Raw genomic sequence first — 15,178 nt, 5'->3', positions numbered from 1 at the left:
TGTTTTCCACTTACATCCTACCAGATCTGAACCCGTTTATCAGGTTTTAAGTACATCTTATCTTCAGATGTTACGTCAAAGGTCGTGTAAAAGTCATCCAAATTTTTGACTTGAACGGATGCTCGAAGTGGGGAGGGAGCGTGAACGTCAATTGATAGTAGCAGGTTTTGGTATTCTGGAGTGGCTTTCATGCGCCAGATTCGACCCCAGTTAGTAAAGAATTGATATAAATCGGGGTCGGTGTCATTTTTAGCGGCTTCCTCAGCACAACTGAGTCCACCAGCATCAGCAATATTTTCAGAAACCGTCAATTTTCCGTTAACTTTTCCGCCAGCAAATGGAATACCGTTGAATTCATCAATCATCTTTTGAGCTAGTTTAGCAAAGTGTTCGTGGTCCGATTTGGTCCACCAGTTGTTCAGATTGCCATACTGATCAAACAAAGAACCGTTATTATCAAAGGCATGTGAGATTTCATGCGCCATCACAGCACCAATTCCACCATAATTGGCACTCTCAGGTTGATCAAGACTGTAGAATGGTGCTTGTAGGATGGCAGCTGGAAAGACAATGATATTCTTAAAGGGATGGTAATAAGCGTTCACGGTGTTGGCACTCATTTCCCAGCGTTCTCTTTCAACTGGTTTATTCCACTTGGAGAACTCGTACTGGTTAGCAATCTTTTCAAAGTCGAGGAGGTTACTTAAAACCGTACCACCATCTTTTTCCTCCGTTACGTGGAACTTCTTGTACAAAGGATCAAGTTCATCAGGATATCCAACCTGAACACCAAGGGTTGAAAGCTTTTTGATGGCCATTTTCTTAGTGTCTTCACTTAACCAATCATTGTTAGTAAGGCGATTCTTGTAGACGTTAATCATGTTGTTAACCATCTGATGAACGTCATCCTTTGCTTTTTCACCGAAGTACTTCTTCCCGTAGTAGTCGCCGATGACCTGGTCGAAAGTACCAGAAGCAAGGTAGTAGGCCGCTTTTTTCTTATTAGTGGCCTCTTTCTTACCAGAAAGGGCTCGGCTGTAGGTTCCACCAGTTACTCGGAATTCGTCCGAAAGGGCTCCACTGTAGCCATTAAGGGTCTTAACGAGCATCCAATCCTTCATGAGCTTAAAGTGTGATGAGGTAAGAAGTTCAGACAGATTTTCAAAGAATTGAGGTTCGGTCACAATGATCTTTTCAGGGAGGGCACCAACGAGTTGGTTAATGGCTTCCTTTAGGTTTAATACGTTGGTTGATTTGGCCAGTTGGTCAGGACTTTCAGGATTATACATCTTACTATAATCCGCAGCTTCCTCGGCTGACTTAACGTTAGGGGCAATTAAACGATCAAATTCAACCGCATTTTCAACGATGTTTTTGCTATCTTCTTCACTGTATCCGGCCATTTCGAATAACTTGACGGTCATTTTAATGAAGATTGGCATTAAGGTCTTAGCGGCCTCATTGTCCTTTTCATAGTAAGTTTTGTCGGGCATGAATAAGGAAGGACCGCTCGCAAAGAGGGCGTTGACCTTAGCGTTCTTCATGTCAGGGTCAAGGCCAAGTGAAAATGGGGTAGGGAGACCTGAAAGAATCCAGTCGGGAAGTTGGTCGTTTAGATCATCGTAGTTATCAAGGTTGGTAATGCGATCAAGGACTGGTTTTAAGGGCTTCACGCCATCTTCGTCACGCTTTTTAAAATTGGTGGTCATATTGTAGAACTTTTTGTACTCCTCTAATTCAGGAGAGGTGGCGTTTAGCTTGCCACTCTGGAGTTCTGCTGAATCCTTCATCAGGGTTTTATCGATATCATCAACTAGATCCATGAATCCACCAGTTGAAGAGTGATCGGATGGAATCGTAGCTTGTTTAATCCACGAACCATTGATGGCATCATAAAAGTCATCTTTTAGTTCGGGTTTGTTAATTGGAAAATCTTTCTTTGTCATAGTCATTGTCCTTTCGAAACTTTTATCATAACTAAATGGTATCAAAAAAGTCCCATGAACGACATTCACGGGACTTAATTTTACTGATTATTTATTTTTTAAGGTCTTCAATTGAGTTAACGTTCTTCATGTACTTCGGAACGGCTAATCCAACCTTTGCCTTGTCGATACTAGTACCAATGATTTCAACGTTGTTCTTGTACTTCTTGTACATTGGAGCCATTGTAGTTGGCAACCAACCAGCAGTTGAAGCATCAGCGGATCCCGTTGAAAGGGAGGTCCACATTGGTTGAGCTTCCATTGCTGAAAGGGTTGGTTTGTAACCCTTCATTCGAAGTAACTGGGCAACCACGTTAGAAGATGATAATTCCGAGTCCCATGAAACTAGGACAAGTTTAACGGGTTGACCGTGTCCTTCAGGAACACCATTGAGCCATTGTTTAACTAGTTCAGGATGTTTAGCAATAAATTCCTTGGAAGCTTTTTCAGCATTTTCACCCTTGTCAATCTTGAACATCACTTCACTCATTAGTTCATCATTCCAATGGAACTGTTTGAGTAACTTAGTTGCGCCAGGATCTTTCTTTTCAAATCCCTTATGGATAATGGTTTGAATGTGTTCACCTTTTCCATAAGCATTCTTTGGATCCTTCAAGAATTTGATTGGATACTTTTGAAACATCCAATGAGGTGTCCAACCAGTAATAACGATTGGTTGTTTATACTTTAGGGCTTTGTCTAAGGATGAAAGCATGGCAGCAGTAGAACTAGCCTGAAGTTGCCACTTTTCTTTTTTTAGTCCGTAGGTATTAATTGCTTTAGTAGTGGATGACATGATTCCAGCTCCGGAATCAATTCCAGTTATTGTGTAGTTAACTTGTGGTCCAACTTTTGCGTTGGGATTGTACTTTGGTGGATTTACACTACATGCGGTTAAGGTCACCGCTAGAAGTAACGCAGAAGTGATTCCGAGAATCCATTTAGTAAATTTTTTATTCATTATTCGTTAGATCCTGCATCAGTTTTATTGGCACCACCAAGGCCTTTACTGATTTTATCAAGGACAATTGCCAGAATAACGATTGCGATACCAGCTGCAAAACCAGTACCAACGTCATTTCTACCAACGGCGAAGTAAACGGCTTCTCCAAGTCCCATCGTTCCAATCATTGAAGCAATAACAACCATTGAAAGGGCAAGCATGATTCCCTGGTTAATTCCAGACATAACGGTTGGTTTAGCCAATGGGAATTGAACTTTGAAAAGCTTTTGCCATGCGGTACAACCGAATGATTCTGAAACTTCCAGGTATTCACTAGGTACTTGTCTAATTCCAAGGTTAGTCATGTTGACGATTGGTGGAATTGAGAAGATTACTGATGCAAACACACCAGGAACTTGACCGATTCCAAACAAAGCAACGGCAGGGATCAAGTAAACGAAGGCTGGCATCGTTTGTAGAAATGACATGATTGGACTAACGATGGTTTGTACAATCTTACTCTTAGCCATCCAAGTTCCAAGTGGAACCCCAATGATGATAATTAAAAGACAGGTTGTAAGAACCAGATCCAGAGTCTGAGTCATTTCACGCCAGTAACCCTGGTTCCAAATTAATAGAAATCCTAATAATTCAAAGAGCATGAAGCCCCAGTGCTTAGTTTTTCTGAATAAGAACCAAGTTCCAAGCAGGATAATCACAATGAATAACCAGATTGGAATAATGTCAAAGACCCATTGAATACCATTCATAACGGTATTCAAGAACAGTGTAATGGCATTAAAAAAGCCAGCAAATCCAGTTAGCCAAGCAAAAAAGGCATTCACCCATTTAGCGATTGGAATTGCACCAATGCTAGCAATTGATAATAAACTATTCATTAGTCATCTGCTCCTTTCGTTGCCATGGCATCAAGAACGGCACTTCGAAGAATAATTCCCTGTAAGTGCTTTTCGTCATCAACGACTGCGTATGGAATTGGCGATTTAGAAATTGCATTGAACAATTCGCCAATTGGGGTGTTTGGAGCAGTTGTTGGCACGTCAGTTTTAAGTGCAGTATGAAGGTCTTTCTCGTTCTTATCAATCATTTCGTTAGCATCATCAGCATCGACAATTCCCACAAAATGATTGTCGGAATCAACCACGAAGATACTTGAAATCTGATCTTCTTTCATACGACGAAGGGCCAACTTAGGACCATCCTTATCAATGTTAACGGTGTTTGGTTTAACCATTACATTGGAAGCAGTCAGAATCTTAGAACGATCAACGTTTTCGATAAATTTCTTAACGTATTCATTTTTAGGATGATCAAGTAAGTCTTCAGGAGTATCAACCTGAATGACGTCACCATCATGCATCATCATGATTCGGTCACCAACTCGTAGTGCTTCGTTTAAGTCATGACTAATGAAGATAATGGTTTTGTGAAGTTTTCGTTGCAGTTCCAATAACTCATTCTGCATTTCACGACGATTCAGTGGATCAAGGGCTGAGAAGGCCTCATCCATCAGGAGAATATCCGGATCGTTGGTAATGGCACGAGCCAAACCAACACGTTGTTGCATCCCACCAGATAGTTCCCCTGGATAACTGTCGTCATATCCGTGAAGGCCGACCATTTCAAGTGATTCATGAGCCTTCTTGTCACGTTCTTCCTTCTTAACGTCTTGAACTTCAAGCCCGAAGGCAGCGTTTTCAAGGATCGTACGGTTAGGAAGTAATCCAAAGCCTTGAAAGACCATGCTCATTTTCTTTCGACGAAGATCAAGTAATTGTTTCTTGTCAAACTTCATGATATCTTTTCCATCCAAATAGATGGCACCAGATGTTGGATCGATTAAACGATTAAACATCCGTAACATGGTTGACTTACCTGAACCAGATAGTCCCATGATAACGAAAATCTCGTTATTTTTGATTGAGAAGGTCGCGTTATCAACACCAACGGTACTACCGGTCTCATCAAGAATGTGGGCCTTGTCTTCTCCCTTAGATAAAAGTTCTTGTGCTTTTCTAACATGAGGACCAAAGATCTTTGTAATGTGATCTACTTTGATTTTTTCATTATTATTTTGAGTCACAGAACTCCTCCTTTCGATTAACATCTTCATTAAAAATAAAAATATCTACGTTAACCAACTTAACAATTTGAAAGGTATATGTCAAATTATCTATCATTTGGAAATAGCGGCACGTCGGTTTTTATAGCCTCTATACTCCTACTCTGATATAGGTTTACCGTAATGTAATTTTATCTAAAAATTAATGTTAAAGGTTGAGAATTATGTTAGAAGAATTGTCCGATCCCATAATGGATAATCATGGTGATGATTCCAACGATGACGTTTCGAACTACGGCGATCTTGACCAAGCCGTTTCCGAGTTCTGCACTTAGAAATCCAGTGATGGCAACGGCGATGATGACGGCAATAATGGTTCCAGGCCACTGAAGACCAACCGGGAGGAGGGTCATTGCTAATAAGGGAAGGATCCCACCAAGAGAGGCCGAACATAGAGAAGACAGGGCCGCACTCCATGGACTCAAATACTTTCCTAATTGAAGGTCATATTTCACACTTACGACGGTCTCTAAGGGTTTCTTTGAAAGAAGGTCCTTAGCGATTGCGGTGGCCGTTTTTTGACTAACTCCTCGGCCCACATAAAATTCGATTACACTTTGAAGTTCTTCATTAAAGTTGGTTTTAAGTAACTTACTTTCGGTTTTGACGGCCGCTTGCTCGGTATCACGCTGAGAACTAACAGAAGCATACTCCCCACCGGCCATCGAAAAAGCGCAGGCAAGTAAGTCAGACAGTCCAGCAATGAAAATGGTAAGGGGGTTAGTAGTGGCAACCGCCACTGAGAAGAGGACACCCACGACGGTCAAAATCCCGTCGTTTGACCCAAGGACTCCGGCTCGTAGGTTATTCAGTTTTTCGTCCATGGTGTTGTCATTGTTATCTTTGTGATCTTTCTTAAAATGAAAACTCATCTAGTGTCCCTCCTTAAAATACTAACCCGACTAAACGACCAACAAGGTATGCGACGGTCATGGTGACTAATCCAGAGATGACATTTCGTATTAGTGACTTAGTCCGATTAGCATTTCCTAGAACGGCAGCTACGTATCCGGTAATTGAAAGTGCCAAGATGATGGCAAGATAAGTTCCAAGAACCCGGTACTGAGATGGAGCGACAAAGATGGTGACTAGAGGCAGAATTGATCCCGTGGGAAACGAAATCATGGAAGCAATTGCGGCAGCGTACGGACTGGTAAAATCTTTTCTATCAAACGAGTATTTTTCCCGCACGACTGTCGTTAACGCATCTTCTTGCATCATTTCGGAAGTGGCTTTTTCTGCCAATTCAGGAGCCATTCCCGTTTTGAGATACTTATTTTTCACAAAGTTAAATTCACCATCGTAATCGTTGGCAAGACCACGTTTTACAAAGTCGATGGCCTGTCGTTGTGAATCCTTTTGGGTGTTGACTGAAACGTATTCTCCCATTGTCATTGAAACCGTTCCGGCTAGCATTCCCGCCAAACCAGAAATCAGGATTGCCCAGTTACTGGTTGACGCTCCAGCGACACCTAGGACAATCCCTGCGACTGATAGGATACCGTCATTAGCACCCATGACACTTGCTCGCAAAACGTTGATTTTTTGCGCAAGTGATGTTTTCTTTTTTGCCATAATTAATTCCTCCAGTTTATAATGATTATAATCTAGCTCAACTACTATTTTACCGCAATCTCTTGATCTAGTAAACATGAATGATAAATTATGCACAAAAAAAGCATCATGACAAACGTCATAATGCTTAATTCTGAAATAAAATTAGTTTTTAAGTGATGCTTTCGGCATTTCAACTACTCTTTTGTTACTACTCTTACCCTGATCTTGCTTAGGTTCTTGAGCGTTCTTTTTAGCCTGGCATTCTTTACAAGTGCCGTGAACTTCTACGTTTGAGACTGATGGATCAAATCCAACTTTCTTAGTGGCGTCTTGGAGTTCTTCGTCGATCTTCTTGAATTTAGGATCATCAATATCAATAATCTTACCACAAGTGTCACAAATGGCGTGGAAATGGGGATGACTGTAAAAGTCATAACGATATCCGCCATCTGGGTTTGGTAATTCAATCACAATCCTAAGCTTTTTAAATAAGCGCAGGTTATTGTAAACGGTTGCCATACTAAGGTTGGGGAACGTTTCTTCCAAGAAATGGAAGATCGTCTCAACAGAAGGATGGTTGTTGTGATCAATTAGGTACTTCAAAATAATTTGACGTTGTGGGGTAATACGAACATTATTGCTTTTCAAAATGTCCATAGCTTTCCCATAAGCTTCTTTCTTCTCTCTATCATTCATAAATATGCACTCCCATACATTATAATGTTACTCTTTTATTTCAATAATCATTCTAGTAGCTTATGGAACACAATTCAACTGAAATTACTGAAATAATTGAAATCTAGAGGATTTAGCTGATTTAGCGATTTGGGAGAGTCCTAAAGTTTTTATTATACTCATAAGATTATGTTGGTTATTATTTAATAGGAGAGAAATACTAGATTGTTTTAATTCTTTAAAAGTAAATTGTATCATATGGTCAAATAATTCGCTGATAAAATCTGGAGCAATCCCAACTTCAAAGATAAAGTTAAATTGGGGTTCATTATTGGCTAGGTTGGTGATGGCAAAAATTCCCAATAAGACTTGGGTTTGCTTGTCTTTGACTGCCCAAATTAAAGCTTGGGATTGCATGATTTGGCGCATGTCATCGTTTACAAGGTCAGCAGTCCTTGATGCATCGTACTCACCGTCAAGACGAACGTTGGCAATGGTACGACCGTTTAATAATTGAGTAATTTGCCCCAAACTAGTAGTGGTTAACCAATCTAGCTCAAGATGAGCAGTAAAAATAGGGTGGTAACTTTCAAATTTAGTCATGACTTTCTCCCTTCAAATGGTTCCAGAATTGGTGGAGATCATTTTCTAATTCACGTGGATTATGAGCAATGTGATAATTTTTCCATTGCGGTGGGTAAAGATTCGTGTATCTTTTTTGGGTAAATCTTTGATCCATCATTACAATAACACCTTGATCATGTTTTCCACGGATTAGGCGCCCAGCTGCTTGAAAAACGTGGTTTAATCCAGGAAGTTGATAGGCATATTCAAACCCGTGACCGTTCTCGGCGTCAAAGTAGTCCCGAATGAGGTTGGTCTCCGAGTTAAGTCCTGGAAGTCCAACCCCGACGATTCCAACGCCGATTAACTTATCCCCGACAAGGTCAATCCCCTCCGAAAAAATACCACCCAAAAGGGCAAAACCCACCGTCGGTTGATCATCGGGATGATCGAACTGGTGAATGAAGCGAGAGCGGGCTTGATCGTCCATCCCTGACTCTTGTTTGATGGTGTGAATGGTTGGATGTTGTTTGGTAAATTCAGCGTAGATTTTCTCAAGGTATAATCCGGATGGGGCAAAAATGAGATAGTTACCCTTCTTGGCAGTCACCATTTGATTAATGGTAGCGACAATTTTGGCGATGCTTTGGTCTCGGTTTCGGAACGTAGTATTAATGTATGAAGTCACAATAATGGACTGGTTTTCAGGTGGAAAGGGAGATGGTAGTTCATACTTTAGACTGTCGGGTTCGTCACCTAAAACCTTAGCGTAGTAGTCCATTGGTGAGAGGGTGGCTGAAAATAAGACGGCTCCGCCACCTAAGTTGAGGGTCTCGGCTAGATCATGGCTGGGATCCATACAAAAGAGGCGCACGGTGACATTTTTTCCATCCAGTAAGATGCGAACTTTATAATTAGGACCAAAATATTCATTGATTTTAAGGTACCCGGTGCACTGAAAGAAAAAATCGAGTACGACGTCTAAGTCGTCACCATCATCCTGTTTGGCAATCCACTTCCGCATCACCTTAACTAGGTTAGTAACCGCCTTCGTAAATTTATCGAGAGGGTCATCAGTGGCCGTTTCAAAGACGTGATCATCACGCAATGGCTTAGCAACTGCATTAAACTGACGCTTGAGTGAACGGAGCTTGGTTAACACCTTTTTGTTTGATTCCTTATCCCTTGAAATGATTTTGATAACGTCGGCTAGCGAACTAGACGATAGTTCAGTTGAATACATCTCGCGGGAACGATCCACGAGGTTATGAGCCTCATCAATTAAGTAAAAGTTACGATAGTCTTGAACCTCAAAGAAACGTTGCAGGTGAACCTGGGGATCAAAGAGGTAGTTATAGTCACCAATGATTACATCGCAAAAAAGGCTGATATCAAGTGAAAATTCAAACGGGTCCAGTGTGTATTTTTTTGCATACTTTTCTATGACGTCACGCGTAATCTGATGATTGTGACGCAAAAGGTCCTTTAGGGCGGGCTTCAAGCGATCGTAGTAGCCAATCATATAGGGATTATCTTCAGGAGCTTGGTCTCGCTCCTCTTCAAACATGATCTGGTCCTTGGCCGTAAGGGTGATGCTTCTTAACCGCAGCCCCTTGTCACTCATAAGGCGAATGGCATCTTCAGCGACTCTTCGGGTGCTCTGCTTAGCCGTTAGGTAAAACACCTTGGAAATAAGGTCATTTCCCATGGCTTTTATGGTAGGAAAAAGGGTTGAAATGGTTTTTCCCGTCCCAGTGGGCGCCTCGGCAAACAGGTGCCGATGGGTCACCACCGTCTTGTAAACGGCGGCGGCTAATTCATGCTGACCGTCACGATATTCCTTGAAAGGAAATTGGAGTTTTTGGGCGGTAGTGTGTTTCTCTTCATCTAATTGATCTTTAAGCTTAAGCCACTCACTGAATTCTTTGATTAAATTGTTAAAGAAACTTTCTGCATCTGTGAATGTAATTGATTGTTCTTTTTGGGTGATTTCTTCTTCGGGAGTTTGAACGTAGGTGAGCCGCATTGTTACGGTTTTGATTGCTGGATTTTCGTTCATGAGTAAGTAGGCATAGGCTTTGACTTGCCCCCAGTAGAGAATCATTTTATTTTCAGGGATGTCTTGAAATTCGATGTCAGAGGTTTTGATTTCTTCAATGATAGCCGAATCATCGTTGAGGATTACACCATCAGCCCGACCATGCACCAGGAAATCGTTGTGATTTACTTGAACCGTTTTTTCAAGATAGTATTCTTTTTGGTAGTTTTTTGTTCGATTCTTTTGTAGTTTGTGGTGGATCCTAGTGCCAGCTTGAGCCGTGTTTAAACTACTTAAACTACTATTGAGATCGCCACTTCTTAGTAAGAACTCAACGAGATCTCTGACTCCAACTTTGTTCACCATTTCCACCTCCATTTTTCCATAAAAAAACAACTTCAAGCGAAGTTGTTTTATTCCTCACGCCAACGATTGAACTCGTCCGCGTGTGATCCTAAGTAATTCATTGCTTCTTTAGTTAACCGGTCAACCTCGGGCTTGGTTTGATCCGGCATCACGTGATAAAAGTTGCAGACATATCCTTCGGCGATGTTTTCGTATTGTTCTTTACGACCGTATCCGGCGTCATTGAATAGTTTATCTAAACCCTTGACGTCATCTTTGCCTGCTTCGTAGATTTGCTGAGCTAAGTTAGTTTTGTTTTCTCCTAACATTGTGGCAGCGTATTTAATGATGAAATCGTTCATATCAATAATGATGTTTTGGCGTTGCTTACGTTCAATTTTCTTCTTCGACATATTTTCACCTCAATCTCATTTTAAAGCATTCATGGTATAAATGAAAATAGAAAGTAAAAGCTTAAAAAGAACGCAAAATTTATGTTATGATAGGCGCACTAATCTTGGTCGAATCCTTACATGTGATAAGATTAAACTGATGTTACTAGAGAAGTAGGTGATAATTTGAATAATTCGGTTGATCAAGTTGTCAAAGACTTGAGGTATTCGATGAATAATAATTTATTGGTAAATTTGACCCAACGAAACACCACGGTTTTTTATACTGGGGTCGTGGTTGCCCTTGATGCTGCTGGAGCCATTCTAATTACGTATGATGACTATGGATTAGCTAACGGACTGGTATATGTAGTTTATGGTGACATTGACGACATTGATTTTCAAAGTGAAGACCTGACCAAGATGGAAGGTCGGATTCGGATGTCACGCCAACTAAAGCTGAACGGGACAAAACAGGAAGTAATGAAGCTTAATTCGAAGAATGATCTATTAACTCAGATCTTAGGAAATTCCTTTGTTGACCAGCAAGCTATCATGGTGGTGACTCAGGACGGCAATTCCGTTGAAGGTTTTATTAATTCGTTGTCAGACTTTGAATTTTCACTTTCTGTAATTGATAAGTTTGATAATGAGAACGTGACACACAAGACCATTATTAAGCCATTGGTTCGATCCGTTGAGTTTTTGGGAACGGAATTAAAATTATTAACGGATTCCAAGTCGGTGTTATTTGCTAAACACATTGATCCTCAAGTAGTAGATGGCCAATTAGCGATTGAAGCTAACCTCTATTCCGCGATGGAAACCGGGAGACGGATTGTGATGATTCCTAAGATTCATTCCGATCTCTTCTTTATTGGTCAGATTCGGGCGGTTAATTCAGATTCGGTAATCTTTTCGTTGGTTGATATGATGGGACGATTTGGCGGTTATGAATTAATTAAAATTGATGAGATTGATAAGTTAGTGATTAAAAGTGATTATTTGCGTTTGATTAATCATTTTGTCTCCATTAATTCAGCCAACGGCGTTTTCGTTCAACCAGTTTTAAATAATGATCGGAGTTTTGATGCAACGGTCAACTTGTTTGCCGCTACGATTGAGATGGCCATCAAGTTTCAACGGGTGGTTCGCATTAAAATGAATGACGGACAATCGTACCTCGGTTTTCCCGTAAAGTACGAGCGGGGACAGGTTACGGTTCAGATTGTTGATAAAGCTAAATTATTTGTCGTAAATAACCAACTGATTAATTTAAATGATATTGATGAGATTGCCTTTGGCTATCTTGATTCGTATCTAATTGAACAACAAATTGGATAAAAAAACGATGACTTTCATGAAAGCCATCGTTTTTTACTTGTTATGAACAATAAACTGTTTAATTATTTTTACTTCATCCTGAGTGGGTTGAACTTGCATACTCTTGATGGCGTGAAATCTTTCCACGGTCATATGTAAGTCAACTGCCATCTGGTTATCAGGAATATCATGTTTTTCTTGGAATTTAATCAGATCAGTTGCTACTTGACTAAATTCTTCACCAATTTTCATTTTGTTTCCTCCTCTACTTCTCTTACTTGAGTCCATTATACATTAATTTATTTAATTGAGACAAAGAATACTAAAGGAGAAGTAGGATCGCTTGAAGTAAAATTACGTTGAAAACGAAGACCAGCCAGTCTACCATCGTAATTTTAACCGGCTCATAAAAAGTTCGAGACTGACCCTCAACGAATCCATGCGATTCCATTCCTTGCGCTAAGTTTTCTGACCACCGAATGGCTGACAAAATGGCCTTAAAGTATAGGGTAGGTGACCACCAGTGTAATTTAACGCCGCGCATTAAACTCGCGGTTTTGATTTTATTAACTTCGGCCTGAATCTCAGGAAGAAGGTTGAACGCTGCCATGGCACCGTAAACGAATTTGCTTGGAAGATGGAGATTCTGTTCAAGTGAATTGACTAACTCATAGAGCTTGGTTGTTAAGGTGAATGCTGCTCCGTAGATCACATAGACGTAGATTCGAGTGAAAAGGAGGATCCCGGCGTGGCTACTCTTAGCGTACAAGATTTGCGAAATAAGGAGCCCAATGGCAGGGATCAACGCAATCAGGAGGATCCATAAAAGACGCTTTAATTTAACACGTTTAACTAAAAGGTAGAGAAGCCCCACTACGATTAAAATCACGTTGCCAACAATACTGTTAGTAAATGATACTTCGAGTGCAATGATCAGGACTAAGATGAATTTTAGACTAGGATTCATGAACATCCTCCTTATAAGTCAAGCGGTGATTAGCGAGTTCGATGTAAAAATCAGCGTTGTCCACCAATTCCGTTTGTTGATGAGAAGCAAAAATGATCGTTTTGCCAGCGTGGGCCTCGCCTTCAAGCAACCTTGAGATAATCGTGGTCGATTCTTGATCAAGTCCGGCAAACGGTTCGTCCAACATGAGAATGGGAGCATCTCTGATTAACATGATTACGATTTGCAGTTTCTTTTTTTGACCGCCACTAAGTGAGTAGACAACTCGATCGGTGAGTTGATCTAAATGGAGTTCTTCCATTAAGTCATTGATCCGATCATCCGTCCAATTCTTCGTAATGGCGTTCTTTTTGGCCAATTGAATCTCATCATTAATGGTAATGGTCAAAAATTGGTCTTCTGAATTTTGGAAAACAAGATTTTCATATCGCATGAGAAATGGGAGGGATGACTTCTTAATGTTGCGATTAAGGATTTTGACGACCCCGTTATAAGAGTGGAGACGTGATAAGGCTTTGAAGAAAGTTGATTTACCACTCCCGTTCTTCCCATTTAAGTAAGTGATGCCAGGATACAAATCAATGTTTTCTGGTTCAATTAAGTTTTGGTTGCCATCGGTCATGGAGAAATTGAGTAGATTAATGATGGGATCATTGTCTGACATGATCCTGTATTCAATCTCTTTGTCAGGATGGTGTGGGAGACGGTTCTTAATTTGCTTAACCGGAATTGGTTTGACGGAATCGTTTTGAACGTTGAAGAAGTGATCGGCGATTCCAATGTAATCGCTCAAGTTATGATCGGAAATGATGATGGTCCGATTGTGTTCTTCCTTAAGTTGAACGAGTCGCCTGATGATGTCTTTCTTACTTTCGACGTCGACGTTACTAAAAGGTTCATCAAGGAGAAGAACGGGACGTTTCATGGCAACTGTCACTGCTAAAGCAACTTTTTGTTTCTCACCCCCAGATAAGGTTGAGATGGTCCGATTTTTAAGACTGCTGATTCCACAAAAGGCTAGGGCCGCATCAATGCGATTGGGCATTTGAGCGGGATCGATCTGTAAGTTTCCGAGGGCGAAGATTAGTTCTTCTTTGACGGTTTTCATCGCAAATTGGTGGTTAGGATCCTGAAACAGCATGGCTGTCTTTTCATCCATGTCAATTTTTCCACTCATTTCGCCCTTACTGTACTTAGGATACAGTCCCGCAATCAGCTTCAAGAGCGTGGTCTTCCCGCTTCCAGTTGGACCAAATAGTAAGTTAATACTATTTGGCTCAAACTTTAAATTAATTTGATTTAAGATTTTATCCTGTTCAGGATATGAAAATGATAGATCTTTGATATTTATCATCATTTATTCTCCATAAAAAAAGACGTCCAAACCGCGAGTGGGAGAACGTCCAGCTGATGTATTTAACAAGCTTAGTTATATATTTCCTGCGCTGGTATTGTCCAAGTCAGGTTCAACGGGTATGATCTCAGCCACTCGGCACCCCAATGTTTAATTAAGTTTAGTATATCAAATATGGCATAAAAATCAATTTTCAATTAGAATAGGGGAGATAGGAAAAATAGAGCGGAGGATACTTTCATGAATTCATGGTGGAATCTTGTAGGTGTAATTGCGTGGTTAATTGTTTTGGTAGTTTTAATCCTTGTGATTAAAAACATTCGTTCACGCCGAATTAAAATGATCGTCCAAGATAAAAAGACTTTTGAATGGCGAAATTTGCTGATCTCAATCGTTGAAATCGTTGTTTTCTTGGTTTTGCTGGCTTTGATGGTTTACACGACCTTCTTTAGAAACATTACCAAGACGAACAACCGGAACGTTGTTACCACGACGCAAGTGGAACCATTAATCATTCAAAGTGACGAGCACGGTTCTTATTACGTGAAGGTTGATGGTAATAGGGGCCCGATTCAACAATATTCGTTCTGGTTAAAGAACGTTAAGTATCAGCTTCCAAGTACCAATGCACAAGTAGTTACGACGCGTGGTAATGCTGAAGTTACTGGGCGCAGTTACAAATTGAATCACAAAAACATTAAATTAAACGACCAGCACTTCCAGAACGCATGGGCCAAGGTAGTTACTTTGACATATAAAGGGAACTTCTGGAATGGTTTGGGGATGCATGCCGGAAAGGATGCCAACCAATTCATTTTAATTCGGGTTCCTAATAAGACGTTCGTACAGAGAAATAAATAATTATTTAACCACCGATGTTTACGGACCGGTG

The 15,178-nt window shown here is 40.6% G+C and carries 15 protein-coding genes and 1 riboswitch; of the genes, 2 read left to right on the top strand and 13 right to left on the bottom strand.

Annotation, left to right across the window (positions count from 1 at the left end):
• Window positions 1–17: 17 nt before the first annotated feature.
• The 10 genes from AC6UD2_RS00845 to AC6UD2_RS00800 form a co-directional block, all read right to left on the bottom strand.
• The gene (locus AC6UD2_RS00845) at window positions 18–1,946 is read right to left on the bottom strand and encodes a M13 family metallopeptidase (RefSeq protein ID WP_500697703.1); all 1,929 of its coding nucleotides are present in this window, start codon (window positions 1,944–1,946) and stop codon (window positions 18–20) included.
• A gap of 91 nt (window positions 1,947–2,037) precedes the next feature.
• Entirely contained in the window at window positions 2,038–2,946 is a 909-nt protein-coding gene (locus tag AC6UD2_RS00840) for a glycine betaine ABC transporter substrate-binding protein (RefSeq protein ID WP_082019958.1), read from the bottom strand.
• On the bottom strand, window positions 2,946–3,827 hold the full coding sequence (locus AC6UD2_RS00835) for an ABC transporter permease (RefSeq protein WP_191978918.1): 882 nt from the start codon (window positions 3,825–3,827) through the stop codon (window positions 2,946–2,948). The genes AC6UD2_RS00840 and AC6UD2_RS00835 overlap by 1 nt, the downstream gene beginning before the upstream one ends.
• Complete coding sequence (locus tag AC6UD2_RS00830; protein ID WP_052236593.1) at window positions 3,827–5,056, bottom strand: quaternary amine ABC transporter ATP-binding protein; 1,230 nt, start codon at window positions 5,054–5,056, stop codon at window positions 3,827–3,829. The genes AC6UD2_RS00835 and AC6UD2_RS00830 overlap by 1 nt, the downstream gene beginning before the upstream one ends.
• A gap of 182 nt (window positions 5,057–5,238) precedes the next feature.
• Window positions 5,239–5,943 (bottom strand): VIT1/CCC1 transporter family protein, encoded by a 705-nt coding sequence (locus AC6UD2_RS00825; protein ID WP_039144086.1) that lies wholly within the window; start codon window positions 5,941–5,943, stop codon window positions 5,239–5,241.
• Window positions 5,944–5,956: 13 nt separating this feature from the next.
• Window positions 5,957–6,646, bottom strand: a complete 690-nt coding sequence (locus tag AC6UD2_RS00820) for a VIT1/CCC1 transporter family protein (RefSeq protein ID WP_500697702.1) — start codon at window positions 6,644–6,646, stop codon at window positions 5,957–5,959.
• A 144-nt stretch (window positions 6,647–6,790) separates the two neighbouring features.
• On the bottom strand, window positions 6,791–7,324 hold the full coding sequence (locus AC6UD2_RS00815; RefSeq protein ID WP_500697701.1) for a Fur family transcriptional regulator: 534 nt from the start codon (window positions 7,322–7,324) through the stop codon (window positions 6,791–6,793).
• Between the two features lie 84 nt (window positions 7,325–7,408).
• Window positions 7,409–7,906, bottom strand: a complete 498-nt coding sequence (locus tag AC6UD2_RS00810) for a hypothetical protein (RefSeq protein ID WP_500697700.1) — start codon at window positions 7,904–7,906, stop codon at window positions 7,409–7,411.
• The gene (locus AC6UD2_RS00805; protein ID WP_500697699.1) at window positions 7,899–10,271 is read right to left on the bottom strand and encodes a helicase C-terminal domain-containing protein; all 2,373 of its coding nucleotides are present in this window, start codon (window positions 10,269–10,271) and stop codon (window positions 7,899–7,901) included. Before AC6UD2_RS00805 ends, AC6UD2_RS00810 begins: the two co-directional genes overlap by 8 nt.
• A gap of 47 nt (window positions 10,272–10,318) precedes the next feature.
• Window positions 10,319–10,663, bottom strand: a complete 345-nt coding sequence (locus AC6UD2_RS00800) for a hypothetical protein (protein WP_039144089.1) — start codon at window positions 10,661–10,663, stop codon at window positions 10,319–10,321.
• Between the two features lie 165 nt (window positions 10,664–10,828).
• On the opposite strand from AC6UD2_RS00800, the gene AC6UD2_RS00795 reads away from it, so the two are divergent.
• Complete coding sequence (locus tag AC6UD2_RS00795; RefSeq protein ID WP_500697698.1) at window positions 10,829–11,986, top strand: hypothetical protein; 1,158 nt, start codon at window positions 10,829–10,831, stop codon at window positions 11,984–11,986.
• 33 nt (window positions 11,987–12,019) lie between these two features.
• Here AC6UD2_RS00795 and AC6UD2_RS00790 read toward each other — a convergent pair whose 3' ends face one another.
• The 3 genes from AC6UD2_RS00790 to AC6UD2_RS00780 all read right to left on the bottom strand — a co-directional run bounded on the left by AC6UD2_RS00790 (window position 12,020) and on the right by AC6UD2_RS00780 (window position 14,289).
• Entirely contained in the window at window positions 12,020–12,217 is a 198-nt protein-coding gene (locus AC6UD2_RS00790; protein ID WP_010022611.1) for an LBP_cg2779 family protein, read from the bottom strand.
• Between the two features lie 70 nt (window positions 12,218–12,287).
• Window positions 12,288–12,932: an energy-coupling factor transporter transmembrane component T family protein gene (locus AC6UD2_RS00785; RefSeq protein WP_500697697.1), complete on the bottom strand. Its 645-nt coding sequence runs from the start codon at window positions 12,930–12,932 to the stop codon at window positions 12,288–12,290.
• Window positions 12,922–14,289 (bottom strand): ATP-binding cassette domain-containing protein, encoded by a 1,368-nt coding sequence (locus tag AC6UD2_RS00780; protein WP_500697696.1) that lies wholly within the window; start codon window positions 14,287–14,289, stop codon window positions 12,922–12,924. Before AC6UD2_RS00780 ends, AC6UD2_RS00785 begins: the two co-directional genes overlap by 11 nt.
• 63 nt (window positions 14,290–14,352) lie before the next feature.
• Window positions 14,353–14,442: riboswitch (TPP riboswitch) on the bottom strand.
• 84 nt (window positions 14,443–14,526) lie between these two features.
• Between AC6UD2_RS00780 and AC6UD2_RS00775 the strand changes: the two genes are divergently transcribed.
• Window positions 14,527–15,147 (top strand): LVIS_2131 family protein, encoded by a 621-nt coding sequence (locus tag AC6UD2_RS00775; protein WP_039144093.1) that lies wholly within the window; start codon window positions 14,527–14,529, stop codon window positions 15,145–15,147.
• The last annotated feature ends 31 nt before the right edge of the window (window positions 15,148–15,178 follow it).

The sequence above is a fragment of the Fructilactobacillus sp. X2R5C2 genome, assembly GCF_059901375.1.
Note: the sequence above shows the minus strand (reverse complement) of the source record. Positions and strands in the feature narration are given on the sequence as shown.